The organism is Streptomyces sp. NPDC055189 (assembly GCF_053606765.1).
In genome coordinates this window covers 1-16,077 of record NZ_JBSGSG010000139.1, presented here as the reverse complement: position 1 = coordinate 16,077, position 16,077 = coordinate 1, and the positions used below count along the sequence as shown (strand labels likewise).

Sequence of the window (16,077 nt, the reverse complement as noted above, 5' to 3'; positions counted from 1 at the left end):
CGTACACTAATTCAACACCCCGCCGGGCATGGTAAACGGCCTATGCCCCCCCACGCCAGGTGCGGGGGCTTCGGCGGAGTGGGTCAGCCCTGGCGGCGCTTCAGGGCGTCCTGCGCATCCCGGGCGCTGTCGCGTGCACCGCCCATGGCCTTCTTGACCTCGCCCTTGGCCTGGTCGGCCTTGCCCTCGGCCTGCTTGTCACGGTCGCCCATGACCTTGCCGCCCATTTCCTTGGCCTTGCCCTTCATCTTGTCCATGCCGCCCTTGTCAGCCATGACCACTCCTTTGTCGGTGCAGCGCCCACCGGTTTCACCTGTGATGTGGGCTTCTGCATTCAACGTAGGCGGCTGATGCGGACCCCGCCCGTCCAGCCGTCACGCACGGTCACGGCGGTGCGAACTCAGTCCAGGCAGAACTCATTGCCCTCCGGGTCGGTCATCACGATGTGACCGGCGCTCATCGGGGGAGCGGGCTCCTCGCGGCGTACCCGCTCGGCTCCCAGAGCGACGAGGCGGTCGCACTCGGCCTCCAGCGCCGCCATCCGCTCCTCTCCCCGCAGTCCCGGGGCCGCGCGGACGTCGAGGTGGACGCGGTTCTTGGCGACCTTGTCCTCCGGCACCTGCTGGAAGAACACGCGGGGGCCGAGCCCCGCCGGGTCCTCGATGGCCGATCGCGAGTTGCGCTGATCCTCCGGTACGCCGATCCGCGCGAGGAAGTCGTCCCACGCCGCAAGGGCGTCGGCGCCCTCGGGCAGGTCGACACCGGGCGGGCCGGGGTGGACGTAATCCAGCGCGTCGCGCCAGAAGGACGACAGGGCGCGCGGGTCGTGGGCGTCGAAGGTGATCTGCAGGTGGCGGCTCATCGGGTCGCTCCGTTCACGGCGGGAAACGCGTGCAGGTACAGGTCGCGCAGCAGGCAGACCTCGGACAGGTGGTGGATCAGCTCGCGGTGGATGTGCAGCACCAGGTCGGCCATGGATGCCTCGGGGTAGGGCTCCTTCTCGCCGACCGGAACCCGTAGCCCGACGTCGCCGAGGCCGCGCACTCCCGCCAGCCAGACGTCGAGCTGGGCCTCGAGCTGGTCGAGCGCGGTGGCCGCGCTTCCGGCGTACTCCCAGGTCTCGTACGACGCTTCCGGCGCGCCGAAGTGTGCGGCGTTGCGGGCGGCGAGCACACCGACGATGACGTGCCCGAGCCGCCAGGCGATCGTGGTGAAGGCGGCGGGGACCGGCTGCGGGAAGGCGAAGTCGATCGCGAAGTCCCCGGATCCGGCCTGCACGGGCGCCGTCGAGCCGCCGCGCGGGTGCACGCTCCAGGAGCCGGGCACCGGCGACCAGAAGTACTCGTCGTCGGTGAGGCCGTCGAGCCGGGGCCGGAGCTGATGGGTCCAGTGCCATTCCCACTGCTCGCGCACCGTCCGGTTCCAGTCGGTTTCGTCTGGGTTCATGGAGCCAGCCTGACACCCCGGGCGGACAGGATCGGTCCGTTATCTCTGGCAGGGTTGGCGCCATGGACGGGACGCGCGGTGACGAGCGGGGCACGACGGAGCGGGTGCTCACCCTGCTCGGGCTGCTGCAGCAGCGCCGGGTCTGGACCGGCCCCGAGCTGGCCGACCGGCTCGGCGTCACGCCGCGCACCGTGCGGCGCGATGTCGAGCGGCTGCGCACGCTCGGCTATCCGGTGCACGCCGGGCAGGGGGTCGGCGGCGGCTACCGCCTGGGTCCTGGCCAGGAGCTGCCGCCGCTGCTTCTCGACGACCAGGAGGCGATCGCCACCGCGGTCTCGCTCCTTGCCGGCGCGGGCGGCGCGGTCGCCGGCGCCGGTGATGCCGCACTGCAGGCGCTGACCAAGCTCGACCAGGTGCTGCCCGCCCGGCTCCGGCACGAGGTGCGCGCGCTCACGGGCTCGGTGGAGTCTTTCGGCGGCGGCCGCACGCCCGTCGACCCCGAGGTGCTCATGACCCTGGCCAGAGCCTGCCGCGACGAGGTCGAGGCCGGCTTCGGCTATCAGTCCGGGGGCGGGACACGACGCAGACGGGTCGAGCCCTACCGCCTGGTCGCGTCCGACCGGCGCTGGTACCTCCTCGCCTACGACCTCGACCGCGACGACTGGCGCACCTTCCGCGTCGACCGGATGACCGACGCGTCCGCACGGACCTGGCGCTTTCGCCCGCGGGACGCGCCCGATGCGGCGACGTACGTACAAGAGGGCGTGGCGAGCCGGGTCTACCCGCACCAGGCGCGCTTCCTCGTGCACGCGCCTGCCGATACGGTGCGCGCGCAGATTCCGGCCGCGGCGGCGGTCGTGCGGCAGCGGGGGAGCGAGCGGTGCGAGGTGCTCAGCGGCGCCGAACGTCTCGACGCCGTGCTGATGCACATGCTCCTGCTGGGGCACGACTTCGAGGTCCTCGACCCTCCGGAGCTCGGGGAGCGCTGCCGCGAGCTGGCACAGAGACTGCTGTCGGCCGGAGCGGCGTTCGCGGCGCCGGCGCCGGAGGCGAAGGAACCGGCTCCTGAGTCGCGGGAAGCTCCTGAGTCGCAGGAAGCATGAGACGCGCCTCCCGCTGCCTTCGGGTGGCAGCGAGAGGCGCGTGCAGGGGGGCGTCAGCAGTCGGGCACGCCGTCGATCTTCTCGCCGCCCACCAGGTAGACATTGCTGATCCACAGTCCGTCACTGCCGCCGGGCAGTTCGACGTAGGACCACCAGCTGCTCGATCCCTGGCCCGGCTCGGAGACGAAGTCGCCCTTCCGCTGGCAGAAGTCGATCAGCTTGCCCGGCCCGAAGGTGGTCGGCGAGTCCGAGCCGACGGACGGTTCGACGTGCAGGCGCACATTGCTGGCCCAGACCTGGACCTCCTTGCCCTCCAGGGCCTGCTGCGCCGCGGCGGGCCCGACCGCTGCGGCGGGTGCGCTCCCGGCCGATGCCGTCGCCGGTGCGATCAGCGCGAGCGCGCCGGCGGCCACCGCCAGTGCCACGGTCCGTCCTGCGTTACGCGGAATCCTCATGTGCTGCTCCCCGTTGGTTGGTTCAGTTCGGTCGTTCTGTCGTTCTGTCGTTCTGTCGCTCGGTCGTTCCGTCAGGCGCCGCAGACCGGGACGCCGGGCAGTTGGTTGGACGGCGTGTCCACGTAGTAGCTCGCGATCCAGCCGCGCGAGTCACCGCGCTCGATGAAGACCCACCAGTTGTTGCCGCTGACCGTCGCGCCCTTGCGCTGGCAGCGGGCCTCGAACGACTGGCCGGGCTGCAACTTGCCCGAGACGACGGGGCAGTTGCCGGGCGACGGGAACCCGTCGCAGGTCGCCGGTGACTGCGGATTGTCGCGGACGTTCACATTGGTCGCCCAGACGGTGAAGGCGGCGGCTGCTCCCGCCTTCGGCGCCGCATCGGCGGAAGCCGTGCCCGCCGTCACGGCGAGGCCGCCCGCGGTCACCGCCAGTGCCGCGACGGTCCCGGTCAGAAAGGTACGTACGCTCATGTTCGTTCTCCCCGTGTAGTGCGTACTCTCATGCGCTACACGGGCCGGGGCCGCCTCCCGTATGACACCCGATGATGTGACCTGCGTCACATGCGTGTCAGCGGGTGCTCTCCTGCACGCAGTCGGGCACCTTGGCGCTGTTGCGGGTGCGGACGCCGGGGAGCCAGCCCTCCGCGCCGAGCGCCGTGCGCACCAGATACCACCGCGTGGACGTGATCCCCTTCTCGTCCTCCACGAGCGTGCCGTCGGCGATGACACACAGCGCCTCCAGCGGGTCGCCGTGCCAGACGACGGCCGCCCGGTTGCCGGGGGCGGCATAGCGCTCGTACGGATCCTTCGCGACCCGCAACGCGCACTCCAGGGTGCGCAGTTCGCGGCAGGCGGCCTCCGCGTTGTGCACCGTGACGGTCACGCTGCGCCCTCCCGCGGGAGGCACCGGCCGGTGTTGCACGGCCGGACGCACCAGCCACCACGTTCCCAGCGCGACCGCGCCGACCAGCGCCGCCGCGACGACGAGAGTGAGGCGGCGCCCGCCCGGCGAGCCGAGAGGGGTCATCAGGCGGTGCGTCCAGCTGCGGTGTCCGGCGGGAGCATCGGCCCGGACGCGGTCCCACAGTCCGTGCGGTATCTCGATCGCCTGGTCGGCGGCGCGCAACCGCTCGCGCAGCACGGCGACCGCGGCGTCATCGGGGCCCGGGGTCGGGTCACCGGGGCCCGGTTTCGAGTTCATGACGCCTTCCCTTCCTCGGGTCTGGGTTCGGACCGCGATGCGACCAGCATGCTGCGCAGGCTGTCCAGGGCGCGGGTGCGGTGGCGTGCCGCGGTGCCCCGGTGCACCTTCATGATTTTCGCGGCCTCGTCGATGGTGTAGCCGTCGAGGTCGACGAGGATCACCACGCCCGCCTGCCGCGCCGAGAGCCTGCTCAGCAGTCGCACGGCCTCCCACTCGCCCTGCCGCCGCTCGAGACCGCCGTCCCAGGCGCCGTCGACGAAGGCGGCCCCGTACACGTCGCCGCTCTCGGAAGCCCGCGCCGCGGCGTGCGTCTCGACGTCCTCGATGAGCACCTGCCGTCTCTCCCGTCGGTACGCGTCCCGCACGACGCTCAGCAGTGCCGAGAACGCGTAGGCGTAGGGCTCGGGATGGGCGAGCAGCCGTTCGGGGCGCCCGGCGAGCTTGAGATAGGCCTCGTGCACGGCGTCCTCGGCGAGCTGCCGGGAACCGGAGAACATCACCGCTCTGCGATAGAGCCTGGGCAGCAGGCCGCAGAAGACGTCGTCGAACGCTGCCCTGTCAGGCTTCGCGCCACCAGTCTGCTCCTTGGCCATAGCCGCGTGAGGCTACCCCGTCGCACGACTGGCGAATCCGGTGATCCGCTACTGGTCGCCCCCGGCGCTCGGCCGGGGGCGCATTAACTGATTACCCATCAAGAACCCTTCTCAGCCCTGCTGATGAACACAACTCTCGTCCCACCCGTATCTAGGGCCGGACATGTCCCCGGCTTCGGCCGGTGATCGAGACCGGCATCCCCCACAGGAGGCGACGAGTTGAGGCACAAGCGAATACCCAAGCGAAAGGCCGTGCTGGCAGGGGCCGCGGCCATGGGCATGGTCGCGACAGCCGTCCTGTTGCAGCAGGCCAACGCCTCGCAGTCCGGGAATCAGACCGCTGAGGGGCCCGCCGCCAAGAGGATCAGCGCGGCATCGGCGGCCAAGCTGCTCTGGCCGATGGCCTCGCAGCTCGGCGACGCCTACGGCGGGGCGTACTACGACGAGGACAAGCAGCAGCTCGTCGTCAACGTCGTCGGCGACGACAACGCGGTGAACGTCCAGGTGCGCAGAGCGGGAGCGGTGGCGCGCAGCGTCGACAACAGCACGGGCGAACTGGGGACCGCCGCCAAGACGCTGGCCACCCGGGCCACCATCGCCGGAACCGCGTGGGCCACCGACCCAAGGACCAATCAGATCGTGGTCACGGCCGACCGCACCGTCACCGGCGAACGCTGGGACAAGCTGGAGTCGACCGTCGATTCGCTCGGCACCGGCATGGCCCGCATCCAGAAGTCCGCGGGCGAGTTCAAACCCTTCGCCTCAGGCGGTGACGCCATCTTCGGGGGCGGCGCGCGCTGCTCGCTCGGCTTCAACGTGACGACCGATGACGGGAGCCCCGGCTTCCTCACCGCGGGACACTGCGGGGTGGCCGCCGAGAGCTGGTCGGACGCCCAGGACGGCGCGGCCATCGGTACCGTCCAGGCCGCCACGTTCCCGGGGGACGGCGACTTCGCCCTTGTCACGTACGACGATCCGGCGACCGAGGCCCCGAGCGCGGTCAACACGGGCGACGGCCAGACCGTGGAGATCACGCAGGCCGCCGAAGCGGCGGTCGGCCTGGAGGTGTCCCGCATGGGCAGCACCACCGGCCTCAACGAGGGCACCGTCACCGGACTCAACGCCACGGTGAACTACGCCGAGGGCACCGTTACGGGGCTCATCCAGACCGATGTCTGTGCCGAACCGGGCGACAGCGGGGGCTCGCTGTTCACCGCTGACGGGAGCGCGATCGGCCTCACGTCGGGCGGCAGCGGCGACTGCACCGCGGGCGGCGAGACGTTCTTCCAGCCCGTGACGACCGCACTGGCGGCGGTCGGCGCGGAGATCGGAGCAGGCGCCAATTGATGTCCGCCCGGATTGCCACCCTCAGGGTGCGCGCGCTGACGTACGGCCTGTTGTGCATCGGCCGGAGCGCGGGCAGACGTTCGTGAACCGGGGCCGCGGCCGGCAAGTCACCGGCCGCGGCCCGCGGCTCAGCCGATCGGGAAGACAGCTCCGGGGGCGGCATGGACGACAGACCCTTCGAACCGGGCCGCGGCGCGGGCCACCGCTTGCTCCGGCGTCCCGGCCAGAGTGGTGAGGTTGGCGCACGGCGCCGTGTCCCCGGAGTGGACCAGCGACCTGTCACCGGCCCCGACGCGCAGCGCGAATCGCGTCCAACTCGTCGAGGCGCGCGTGCCGTTGCAGCTGTGCGAGCGTCCCGCTGCCCGCATCCACCCACACCCGGGTATCGCCGTGGGACACCTGATATCCGGAGGGCGGATTGTCCACGCTCGGATAGGGCGTCGCGGAACCCGGAACGGTGAGACGGAGAAGATCGTCGGCCATCCGGCGAGTCCAGGACGCGTGGAGCACAGCCGGACGCGGTTGCGGGGCGAAGCCGCGTCCGGCCAGGTCATACGTCCCCCACCCAGCTTCCGTGGAAGCCGAGCGGCACCCTGCCGGGCAGGTGGACGCGGGCCAGCGGGTGGCCGGTGAAGTCCTGTGCCGCGAGGATCACCAGGTCGGTCGCGCCGCGGTCGGGGTCGTGCACGTAGGAGAGGACGTAGCCGTCGTCCTCGTCCCGCGCGCCCCGGCGCGGCACGAACACCGGCTCGCTGGCCGCCGCCCCCGCGGGGAAGCGGACGACCTGCTTGCTGTCGCGCAACATGTCGTGCTTTACGAGGCAGTTGGTGAAGTTCTCGTCGGGCGGCACCCCGTCGACCGTCCGGTACGCCCGCCACATCTCGGCCGCGCTCGCCGTGTACGCGTAGCGGTGCCGACGGGATACGAGCGATTCGTTGACGCGGGGGAACTCCTGCGGCAGATCGTCGATACGGGTGCCGCGGACCCGCCCGGAGCGCAGGTCGATCGTCCAGCGGTCGAGTGTCGGCGTGCCGGTCGCGGAAGGGCCGCCGTTGCCGCGACCCGCCACGTAGAGCGGGGCGGGCATGGAGGTGTACTCCACCACCACCTTGTCGCCCTGGTCGTAGGCGTTCAGGGTGTGCGAGAAGAAGACCGGGTCGATCTCGAACCAGCGGGCGGCGCCCCCGGCCCGCGGCATGAGCCCGACGCGCATGGGGTGGCGGTCGTTCCAGGCGTACGGCACCATCGCACCGGCCTCGGCGGCAGCCGCGTCGAAGGTGACGGGGAGGTCCACGATCACCACGTACTTCTGGGTGAGCGCGAAGTCGTGCATCATCGGCGCGTCCGCCACCGGGATCCTGGTGGACCGCGCCACCCGCCCGGTCCTGTCGATCATGATGTGCCGTACGTGGTCCCAGGTCGGGTAGTACGCCACCGCGTGCAACTCGTCCGCAGCGGCGTCGTACTTGGTGTGCGCGGTGAACGCGCCCTCCAGGGTGGAGCGGAAGTCGTACGGGCGCACCGTGCGGAGTTCGCCGTCCAGCTCATAGGGCAGCGGTCCGCTCTCCTGCAGCGCCAGGATCCGTCCCTTGTACGGGATCACGTGCGTGTTGCACGCGAAGTCGTCCGGCGGCACCTGGCCCGGATACCTCTCGCCCAGTTTCTTCGCCACCTGCGCGGAGCGCACCCAGCGGTTGCGGTACCACTCGGCGCGTCCGCCGCGCAGCCGTACCCCGTGCACCATGCCGTCGCCCAGCATCCAGTGGTGCGCCCGCGGATCCTCCAGGCCAAGGGCGTTCGGTCCGGTGCGCAGGTAGCGGCCGTCCAGGTCGCGCGGCACGCGGCCGGTCACCTTCAGGTCGAACTCGGTCAACTCCTCGGTGACCGGGGCGAAAGCGCCCTCCAGGAAGGGCAGCGACTTGTTGCCGCCCGCCGCCGTGCGGGTCGCGGCCCGCGCCGCCGGGGCCTCATGGCCGAGGCCGAAGCCACCGACCACGCCGCCCGCTGCCGCGAGCGCAGCGCCTTGCAGAATCCTCCGTCGCGTATGACCGGCCATCACGTCTCCCCGTTCGCCGTCGGTGCCCGGCGGGGGTCCGCCGGGCTGTTCGCTGGTGACGGGATCAAGCCTGCTCCGGCGAAGGCCGCGGGTCAGGAGGCCTGGGGCCCGAGCCCGGGGTGGTGCTGATGCCACCCCGGTATCAGTCGGCCGGCTTGCCGGGCTCGTCGTGCGTGGAGCAGTGGATGCCGCCACCACCGGAGGCGATGGTGTCGATCCGCACCGGCACGACGTCACGCCCGGGGAAGTGCTCCCGCAGGATGCTCCGGGCGCGGTCGTCGGCCTTCCGGTCCCCGAACCGGGGCATGAACACAGAGTCGTTGGCCACATAGAAATTGGCGTAGGTGGACACGAAGTCGTCGCCCTGGCCAGTGATCCTGTCCAGGTCGGGCTGCGTCAGATCGATGATCTCGAAGGCGCGGCCCTTGGCGTCCTTCGCCTTGCCGAGGACCGCTTTGGCCTGGTCCGCCGCGCGCGACCAGGAGTCCGCGGGCGTGCCGGGGAAGGCCCGGTCAAGGAGCACCACACCGGGCGCGGTGAAGCGCACGAGGCTGTCCACGTGCGCGTCGGTGATGTCCTCGCCCCGCACGCCCGCCAGCCAGATCACCTTCTCGATGCCCAGCGTGCGCTTGAGCTCGGCCTCGATCTGAGCCCGGCTTTTGCCCCGGTTGCGGTTGTCGTTGACGATCGAGCTCTCGGTGATGAGCAGGGTGCCATCGCCGTCCGTCTCGAAAGAGCCGCCCTCGGCGACCAGGGGAGCTTTCCTGCGGGGGATGTCGTACTTCGGCAGGAGGGTGCGGCCCACCCGGGCGTCGTTCGTGTGCTCCTGCTTCTCGCCCCACCCGTTGAAATTGAAGTCGACACCGACGACATCGCCGTCCTGCTCCACGAAGACGGGCACGGTGTCGCGGGCCCACAGATCGTCGACGGCCAGCGGGATGACCTCGACGTCCCGACCGCAGGCCTTCTGTGCGGCGGCCTGCTGGTCGGGCCTGGCGAGCATCACGACGTATTCGTACTCCGCGATCGCGCGAGCGACGCGCGCGATGTCCTTGCGTACGTAGGGGAGATCCCCCTCCCACACCGACGTCAGCGCAGGCCACGACATGAAGGTGCGCGCGTGGCTCTCCCACTCGGCGCCCATGCGCAGCCCCTCGGCTGGTTCATCCGCAGGTTCGTCGCCGGGGCCGCATGCCGAGGCTCCGAGCACCGCGGTGCCGATGCCGGCGAGGGCCCGGAGGGCTGAGCGCCGGGAGGGGATGGAGGGGAGGGAGGGCAGGGAGGGCAGGTGGGGGGACACGGTGAGCTCCGATCATCGTGATGAGGACCCGACTGTGACACGAACTGAAAATTCAGTCAAAGATAGGGGTCGTGATCATGATGCAGTGTCGCAGTTCGGCAGCTCCTGGTGTGGCAGCCTCATCTGGAGTGAGGCCAGCTGTCACCTGCTCAGGGGTGGAGTGTGGCGATGTATTGGCAGGTCGACGCGTGTACTGAAAATTGCGTCAGTCAGCCATCGTCGCGAACCGCCGAGAACCGCCCGGTAGGGTTCGGGATCATGGCGCCTCGCACTACCCAGATCCTCGAAGCGGCCGCACGGCTCATCGCCCGTCGCGGCGTCCGCGGCCTGCGCGTCGAAGAGCTCGCCGCGGAGGCGGGTGTCTCGACGGGATTGATCTACTACCACTTCAAGGACCGCACCGGGATCCTGCGCCAGACCCTTGAGTTCATCAACGACCGTGCCGAGCGCTACACGGCCGGTCAGGTGGCGGAAGCCGAACCGCTCGCACCGCGTGCGGAACTCGAGGAGACCCTCCTCCTGGAATTGCAGGACACCCCGGTGGTCAGGGAGAACAGCACGGCCTGGGGCGAGCTGCGGGCCAGCGCCGTCTTCGACGAAGCGCTGCGGGACGACCTCGCCAGGGCGACTCTGGTGTGGGTCCAGGAGGTCGCGGCTCTCCTGGGGCAGGTGCAGCCGACGGCTCCGGCACCCGCGCTGGCCGCCGCGGGCGAGCGGCTCACTGCCCAGCTCGAAGGGCTGAGCATGCGCTGGCTCAGCGGCGGCCTGCGGATCGACCACGCGCGCGATCTGTTGCGCGGCGCCATCGACGCCGAGCTTGCGGCGCTGCGGGGGAAGTGACCGCGGCCCGCCGCAGCAGGCCGTGGCCCCCGCAGCCTTCTCGGAGCAGCGAGGGGCGAGCGGCGTACGGCGAGGGTCAGGACATGCTCGTCGCGCCGTCCAGGGACTCCCGGATGATGTCGGCGTGCCCGGAGTGCTGAGCGGTCTCGGTGACGATGTGCATCAGGACCCGGCGGGCCGACCACTCTGCGGCGGCTTCGAACCACGGTGCCTTCGGAAGCGGCCACGTAACGCCCAAGTCGGGCAGGGTGGCGACCAGTTCGTCGGTCCGGCGGGCCACATCGGCGTAGTCGGCGAGGACGCCCGCCAGTGTGTCACCGGGCAGCATCCGGAAACCATCGGTCCGGCGGATCCAGTCGGCCTGCGTCATGGCCGTGAAGTCCGGCATCGACGAAGGGCCGTCGACAATAAAGGCCGCCCAGGACTGCTCGACCTCGGTGACATGCTTGATCAGACCGCCGAGACACAGCTCGCTCGCGGTGGTGCGCAGGCCGGCCTGCTCGTCGGTGAGGTCGCGCGTGGTGAAACGCAGGAAGTGCCGGTGCTTGGCCAGCGTCTCCAGCCACTCGGCGCGCTCGCCGGTGACGGCCGTGGTCGTGCCCTCCGGCAGGTCGTCGGGGGTGGTGGTCAGTTCGTTCGCAGTCATGGTCTTCGCCTTCCGGTGCCAACTGTTCTGTTCCGCCGTCAGAGACCACGCTAGAACTCGTATAGGTCGGATGCTGTCCTAGATGGCGCAGCGGCGAAGACCGACAGCAGTACTTGCCGCGCCTACACCGCGCCAACCCGCCGCCGCCCCAACCCAACACCGCGCCAACCTGCCGCCGCGTCGCGCCCGTTGCCTTGATGGCCCTGCGGCTCTACGCTCACCCCGGTCCACATGGCGAACATTGTTCACATCCATGACTATCCATGACTGTCAATAAATCCATGGCTCACCCCGTGGGTGATACCTGACTGGAGTGTGTGATGCGCGCAAGATCCCGGGTGCGGTTCGGCGCCCTGTTCACCGCGGCGGCGGCCCTCGCCTCCGTCCTGATGCCGGCCGCGCACGCCGCCGCCCGCGAGGAGGCCCCGCGCACCGCCGTGCTCGACGGCGAGCGGCTCCAGCAGACCAAGTTCCGCCTGGAGCGCGGTGACCCTCAACTCAAGCGCTCCGTGCAGTACTTGACGAAGCGTGCCGACGCCTGGCTCGGCCAGGGGCCCTGGACGGTCGTCGACAAGCCGAAGCCCGCGCCCGGCGGCGACGTGCACGACTATCTGAGCCAGGCGCCCTACTGGTGGCCCACGCAGGCGCCGACCGCCGACAATCCGTGGGGCTGCCCGTACGAACAGCGCGACGGGCAGCGCAACCCCGAAGTCGACACCGGGACCGATCGCCAGGACGTGGAGAAGGTCTTCGACTCGACGTACGACCTCACGCTCGCCTGGTACTACACGGGCAAGAAGCGGTACGCCGAGAAGGCCGCCTCCGTCCTGCGCACCTGGTTCCTCGACCCCGCGACCAGGATGAACTCGAACCTGGACCACGCGCAGTTCATCCCCTGCAAGTACGACGGCCGTGCCATCGGCATCATCGACTTCTCCCAGTCCTACACCAGCGTCGTGGACGCGATCGCGATCCTCGGTACGGGTGCGCCCGGTTGGTCGAAGGGCGACCGTTCCGCGATGGGCAAGTGGAACAAGGACTTCCTCGGCTGGCTCGTCGACAGCGACTTCGGCAAGCAGGAGGGCGCCGCGCAGAACAATCACGGCACGTTCTACGACATGCAGGTCGCCGCCCTCGCCTACGCGACCGGGGACACGGCCCTCGCCCGCCGCACCGTCCTCGACGCCCGCACCCGGCGCATCGATCCGCAGATCGCGGGCGACGGCAGTCAGCCGCAGGAGCTCGCCCGGACTCGGAGCTGGCACTACTCGACCTTCGATCTGGTCGCCTACACCCGCCTCGCCGCGATCGGCCGGCACGTGGGCGTGGACCTGTGGTCGCACCAAGGCCCCGACGGGCAGAGCCTGTTCAAGGCTGTGAACTATCTGCTGCCCGCGGCCACGGGGGGGATGCGGTGGCCGCATCCCGAGCTGGAGTTCCACCGGTTCGCGGCGAGCGACGTCGTGCACGCGGCGGCCGACGCCGGAGACCCGGCCGCGCGCAAGGCGGTCCCGAAGCTGGAGACACCGCCCGGCGGTGACCTGTGGGCGCTGCGCCCCGCGGCCGAGCAGCTGGACTCGATCGCGGGTTGAGCGGTTGAGCGCGCGAGCGGTTGAAGGGCGGTGCTCCTGATGTCAGCCGCTCCCGCGCACACCTCTTGAGTTGCCCGCTGTAACGGACCTAGGCTTGCCGGGCCGTAAATGAAACGTTTCATTTACGTTTTGGGCACTCGGATTCATCATCCAAGGGACGTGTGATGAGCGAAGAGCATGAGACGCCGCGCGGCGGTGCGTGGGACCGGCGCGCCTTTCTGAGGACCTCCGCGGTCGGTGCCGGTGTGGGCGTCCTCGGCCTGGGCCAGGGTGCGGACATCGCAGCCGCGGACGACCGGGGCTACGGGCCGAAGGGGGAGGGGGTGCTGAGAATCGAGCGCACCACGGTCGAGTACGCGACGTCGCTCCTCGGCACGGACGTCGCCGAGCCGAGGCTGAGCTGGGAACTGTCGGCGCCGGGCCGCGGCGCCCGGCAGAGCGCCTATCAGATCAGGGTCTCGATCGCCGCGAGCCCGGGCGATGCGAAGGCCGGGGCGGTGTGGGACTCCGGGCGCATCACCTCCGAACGGACCCTCCAAGTCCCCTACGGCGGACCCGCGTTGAAGCCCCGTACGCGCTACCACTGGCAGGTGCGGGTCTGGGACGCCGAAGGGCGGGCCTCGGCCTGGAGCGCCTCGCGGTGGTGGGAGACCGCCCTGGCGAAGGACGCCTGGCAGGGGCACTGGATCGGAGCCGACGCCGCCCCGAAACCACCCGGATTCGACGGGGCGTCCTGGATCTGGTCGCCTGGCTCCACCTCGCAGGACGCCCCGGCCGGGCCCAGATGGTTCCGCGGCGTGCTCGAACTGCCCGAGGGAGCCGAGGTGTCCGCAGCCCGGGTCGTGGCCACCGCCGACGACGACTTCACCCTCTACCTGGACGGCGAGGAGGTGCTGCACGCACCGGAGCAGACCGACGGCTGGCGCGCCGCCCGCCTCGCCGACGTGACCGAGCGCGTACGGGGCGCGGGCCGGCGCGTGGTGGTCGCCGCCCGCGCGACCAACCGCGGCAGCGCATCGGTCAACCCCGGCGGCCTGCTCGTCCGGCTGCTTGTGGAAACCGGCTACGGGGCCAGGGAATTGGTCACCGGGGCGGGGTGGCGCTGTGCGGAGTCGGAGAAGGAAGGCTGGCAGACGGCGGGCTTCGACGACAGCGGGTGGCCCGGGGCGCAGGTGCTCGCACCGTTCGGCGAGGGCCCCTGGGGCAGCGACGCGCAGGTCCCCGCGACCGAGCAGCCCGCACCGCTGCTGCGCCGCGAGTTCACCGTCCGCAAGCCCGTGACCCGTGCTCGCATCTACATCAGCGGTCTCGCCTACTACGAGGCCCACATCAACGGCCGGCGGATCGGCCGCCAGGTGCTCGATCCGGGTTTCACGGACTACGAAGAGACGGTCTTCTACGCCGTGCACGACGTGACGGACCGGATCCGGCGCGGCTCCAATGCCATCGGCGTGACCCTCGGCCGCGGTTTCTACGGCATGACGACACCCAACGTCTGGAACTGGCACAAGCCGCCGTGGCACGGGGAGCCGCAGCTCATCGGCCAGCTGGAGATCGACCACCCGGACGGCTCGCGCACCTCCGTCGCCACCGACGGGTCGTGGCGGATCACCGAGGGACCGACCCGGTCCAACTCCCTTTACGCGGGGGAGACCTACGACGCCCGCGAGGATCCCGGCGACTGGACCGGTCCGGGATTCGACGACGGCGACTGGCAGCGGCCCGTACGCCGGGAGCCGCCGAAGGGCACCCTGCGCGCGCAGCCCCACGATGCGATCGAGGTCATCGACACCGTGCGGCCCGTGGAGGTGAAGGCGCACGGCGACGACTGGATCGTCGACATGGGGCGCACCCTGGCCGGCTGGACGCGGCTGCGCGTGCGGGCCGACGCCGGTACGACGATCCGGCTCGCGCACGGCGAGAAGCTCAAGGACGACGGAAGCGTGCACGCCGAGACGGGCCATGTGCCCGGCCGGTTCCAGACCGACGAGTACATCTGCGCGGGCGGCGGGTCCGACGAGGTGTGGGAACCGCGCTTCTCGTACAAGGGCTTCCGCTACGTCCAGGTCAGCGGGCTGCCCGGCAAGCCCGATCCGGACGACGTGCTCGGCCTCGTGGTGCACACCCCCGTCGACGACACCGGCACCTTCGCCTGCTCCGAGCCTTTCTACGAGCGGCTCGAACGGGCCATGCGGCGCACGATCCAGAACAATCTGCACGGCATCCCGACGGACACGCCGATGTACGAGAAGAACGGCTGGACGGGCGACGCGCAGGTGGGGGCGCCCGTCATGATGTACGCCCTGGGCATGCACCGTTTCCTGAGCAAGTGGCTCGGCGATCTGCGGGACAGCCAGAACAAGGACGGCCGGCTGCCGGTGATCGTGCCGAGCGGAGGCTGGGGGTACGGGGATCTGGGCCCGTCTCCGGAGTGGACCACCGTCTATCCGTTCCTGGTGCGTGAGATGTACCGGGTCTACGGCGACGAGCGCGTCATCACGGAGCATCTGCCCGCCCTGGTGCGGTATTTGGGCTGGGAGACGGGCCGCCTCAAGGACGGTCTCGCGGTGACGGCGCTCGGTGACTACCTGTCACCCGGCTACGGAGGCAACCCGCCCGAGGACACCCGGCTCACCGCGACCGCCTATCTGTACAGGGCGCTCACCGACACCGCCGAGCTGGCACGCATAGGGGGTGACAACGATGTCGCCGAGCGTTTCCTGAGCACCGCCGAGCAGCTGAAGAAGAGCCTCAACGCGATGTTCCTCGCCCCCGAGGGCCACTACCGCACGGCCAAGGACCCCGACTACCGGCAGACGAACAACTGCATCCCGCTGGCCTTCGGCCTGGTTCCGCCCGGCGCCCGCGCGGGCGTCACGGCGTCACTGCTCGCGGACATCAAGAAGCGCGGCAACCACCTCAACACCGGCTGCCTCGGCACGAGTGTGCTGCTGCGCTGCCTGAGCGCGCAGGGCCACTCCGACGTGGCCCACGCCATCGCCACCCAGCGCACCTACCCGAGTTGGGGCCACTGGCTCGACAGCGGTGCGGACACCATGTGGGAGATGTGGCCGCTCGACTCACGCTCGCGCGACCACTACTTCCAGGGCACCGTCGTGCAGTGGCTGTACGAGAACGTGGCGGGGCTGCGGCCCGGCGACGAGGGATACCGGACCTTCACCGTGCGGCCCGATGCGCGTACGGGTGTCACCTGGGCGCGCACCGGGTTCCACACCGTGCGGGGCCCGGCCGAGGTGTCCTGGTCGCGTGTCGACGAGACCGTGCGCCTCACGGTGCGGGTGCCGGTGGGCGCGACGGCGGAGATTCATGTGCCCGCAGCCTCGCGCAAGGAGGCGCGGGCGCCGCAGGGCACCGAGTTCGTGCGCACCGAGCCGGGCTACGCGGTGTACCGGGCCGCGCACGGCACTTGGGGGTTCACCGGGCGTCCCTGACGCTCTGCCCGCCCCGCGACCCTGCCGCCCCGGTGCCGGTGCAC

The 16,077-nt window shown here is 70.7% G+C and carries 16 protein-coding genes; 5 read left to right on the top strand and 11 right to left on the bottom strand.

What is annotated here, in order from left to right; all coding sequences use genetic code 11:
* Positions 1-83: 83 nt before the first annotated feature.
* The 3 genes from ACWFR3_RS44905 to ACWFR3_RS44895 form a co-directional block, all read right to left on the bottom strand.
* Complete coding sequence (locus ACWFR3_RS44905) at positions 84-275, bottom strand: CsbD family protein (protein ID WP_453740496.1); 192 nt, start codon at positions 273-275, stop codon at positions 84-86.
* 125 nt (positions 276-400) lie between these two features.
* Entirely contained in the window at positions 401-862 is a 462-nt protein-coding gene (locus tag ACWFR3_RS44900) for a VOC family protein (protein ID WP_453740495.1), read from the bottom strand.
* On the bottom strand, positions 859-1,446 hold the full coding sequence (locus ACWFR3_RS44895) for a DinB family protein (RefSeq protein ID WP_453740494.1): 588 nt from the start codon (positions 1,444-1,446) through the stop codon (positions 859-861). The genes ACWFR3_RS44900 and ACWFR3_RS44895 overlap by 4 nt, the downstream gene beginning before the upstream one ends.
* A gap of 62 nt (positions 1,447-1,508) precedes the next feature.
* On the opposite strand from ACWFR3_RS44895, the gene ACWFR3_RS44890 reads away from it, so the two are divergent.
* Entirely contained in the window at positions 1,509-2,549 is a 1,041-nt protein-coding gene (locus ACWFR3_RS44890; RefSeq protein WP_453740493.1) for a helix-turn-helix transcriptional regulator, read from the top strand.
* 53 nt (positions 2,550-2,602) lie between these two features.
* Here ACWFR3_RS44890 and ACWFR3_RS44885 read toward each other — a convergent pair whose 3' ends face one another.
* The 4 genes from ACWFR3_RS44885 to ACWFR3_RS44870 all read right to left on the bottom strand — a co-directional run bounded on the left by ACWFR3_RS44885 (position 2,603) and on the right by ACWFR3_RS44870 (position 4,800).
* Positions 2,603-3,004 carry a peptidase M23 gene (locus ACWFR3_RS44885; RefSeq protein ID WP_453740492.1) on the bottom strand — a complete coding sequence of 134 codons (402 nt, stop codon included), beginning with the start codon at positions 3,002-3,004 and terminating at the stop codon, positions 2,603-2,605.
* Positions 3,005-3,075: 71 nt separating this feature from the next.
* The gene (locus ACWFR3_RS44880; protein WP_453740491.1) at positions 3,076-3,474 is read right to left on the bottom strand and encodes a hypothetical protein; all 399 of its coding nucleotides are present in this window, start codon (positions 3,472-3,474) and stop codon (positions 3,076-3,078) included.
* Positions 3,475-3,571: 97 nt separating this feature from the next.
* The gene (locus ACWFR3_RS44875; protein ID WP_453740490.1) at positions 3,572-4,204 is read right to left on the bottom strand and encodes a hypothetical protein; all 633 of its coding nucleotides are present in this window, start codon (positions 4,202-4,204) and stop codon (positions 3,572-3,574) included.
* Entirely contained in the window at positions 4,201-4,800 is a 600-nt protein-coding gene (locus tag ACWFR3_RS44870) for an RNA polymerase sigma factor (protein WP_453740489.1), read from the bottom strand. The genes ACWFR3_RS44875 and ACWFR3_RS44870 overlap by 4 nt, the downstream gene beginning before the upstream one ends.
* 219 nt (positions 4,801-5,019) lie before the next feature.
* On the opposite strand from ACWFR3_RS44870, the gene ACWFR3_RS44865 reads away from it, so the two are divergent.
* Entirely contained in the window at positions 5,020-6,147 is a 1,128-nt protein-coding gene (locus ACWFR3_RS44865; protein WP_453740488.1) for a S1 family peptidase, read from the top strand.
* Between the two features lie 128 nt (positions 6,148-6,275).
* Here the strand turns inward: ACWFR3_RS44865 and ACWFR3_RS44860 are convergent, their stop codons facing one another.
* From ACWFR3_RS44860 to ACWFR3_RS44850, 3 genes are all read right to left on the bottom strand, one after another.
* The gene (locus ACWFR3_RS44860) at positions 6,276-6,515 is read right to left on the bottom strand and encodes a hypothetical protein (protein WP_453740487.1); all 240 of its coding nucleotides are present in this window, start codon (positions 6,513-6,515) and stop codon (positions 6,276-6,278) included.
* A gap of 182 nt (positions 6,516-6,697) precedes the next feature.
* Entirely contained in the window at positions 6,698-8,203 is a 1,506-nt protein-coding gene (locus ACWFR3_RS44855) for a carotenoid oxygenase family protein (protein WP_453740486.1), read from the bottom strand.
* Between the two features lie 142 nt (positions 8,204-8,345).
* Positions 8,346-9,503 carry an agmatine deiminase family protein gene (locus ACWFR3_RS44850; protein WP_453740485.1) on the bottom strand — a complete coding sequence of 386 codons (1,158 nt, stop codon included), beginning with the start codon at positions 9,501-9,503 and terminating at the stop codon, positions 8,346-8,348.
* Between the two features lie 258 nt (positions 9,504-9,761).
* Here ACWFR3_RS44850 and ACWFR3_RS44845 point away from each other — a divergent pair, with 258 nt between their 5' ends.
* Positions 9,762-10,343 (top strand): TetR/AcrR family transcriptional regulator, encoded by a 582-nt coding sequence (locus ACWFR3_RS44845; RefSeq protein WP_453740484.1) that lies wholly within the window; start codon positions 9,762-9,764, stop codon positions 10,341-10,343.
* Positions 10,344-10,419: 76 nt separating this feature from the next.
* Here ACWFR3_RS44845 and ACWFR3_RS44840 read toward each other — a convergent pair whose 3' ends face one another.
* On the bottom strand, positions 10,420-10,989 hold the full coding sequence (locus ACWFR3_RS44840; protein ID WP_453740483.1) for a DinB family protein: 570 nt from the start codon (positions 10,987-10,989) through the stop codon (positions 10,420-10,422).
* Positions 10,990-11,309: 320 nt separating this feature from the next.
* On the opposite strand from ACWFR3_RS44840, the gene ACWFR3_RS44835 reads away from it, so the two are divergent.
* The gene (locus ACWFR3_RS44835; RefSeq protein WP_453740482.1) at positions 11,310-12,581 is read left to right on the top strand and encodes an alginate lyase family protein; all 1,272 of its coding nucleotides are present in this window, start codon (positions 11,310-11,312) and stop codon (positions 12,579-12,581) included.
* 164 nt (positions 12,582-12,745) lie between these two features.
* Positions 12,746-16,033, top strand: coding sequence for a family 78 glycoside hydrolase catalytic domain (locus ACWFR3_RS44830; protein WP_453740481.1), 3,288 nt, complete (start codon positions 12,746-12,748; stop codon positions 16,031-16,033).
* Positions 16,034-16,077: the final 44 nt, after the last annotated feature.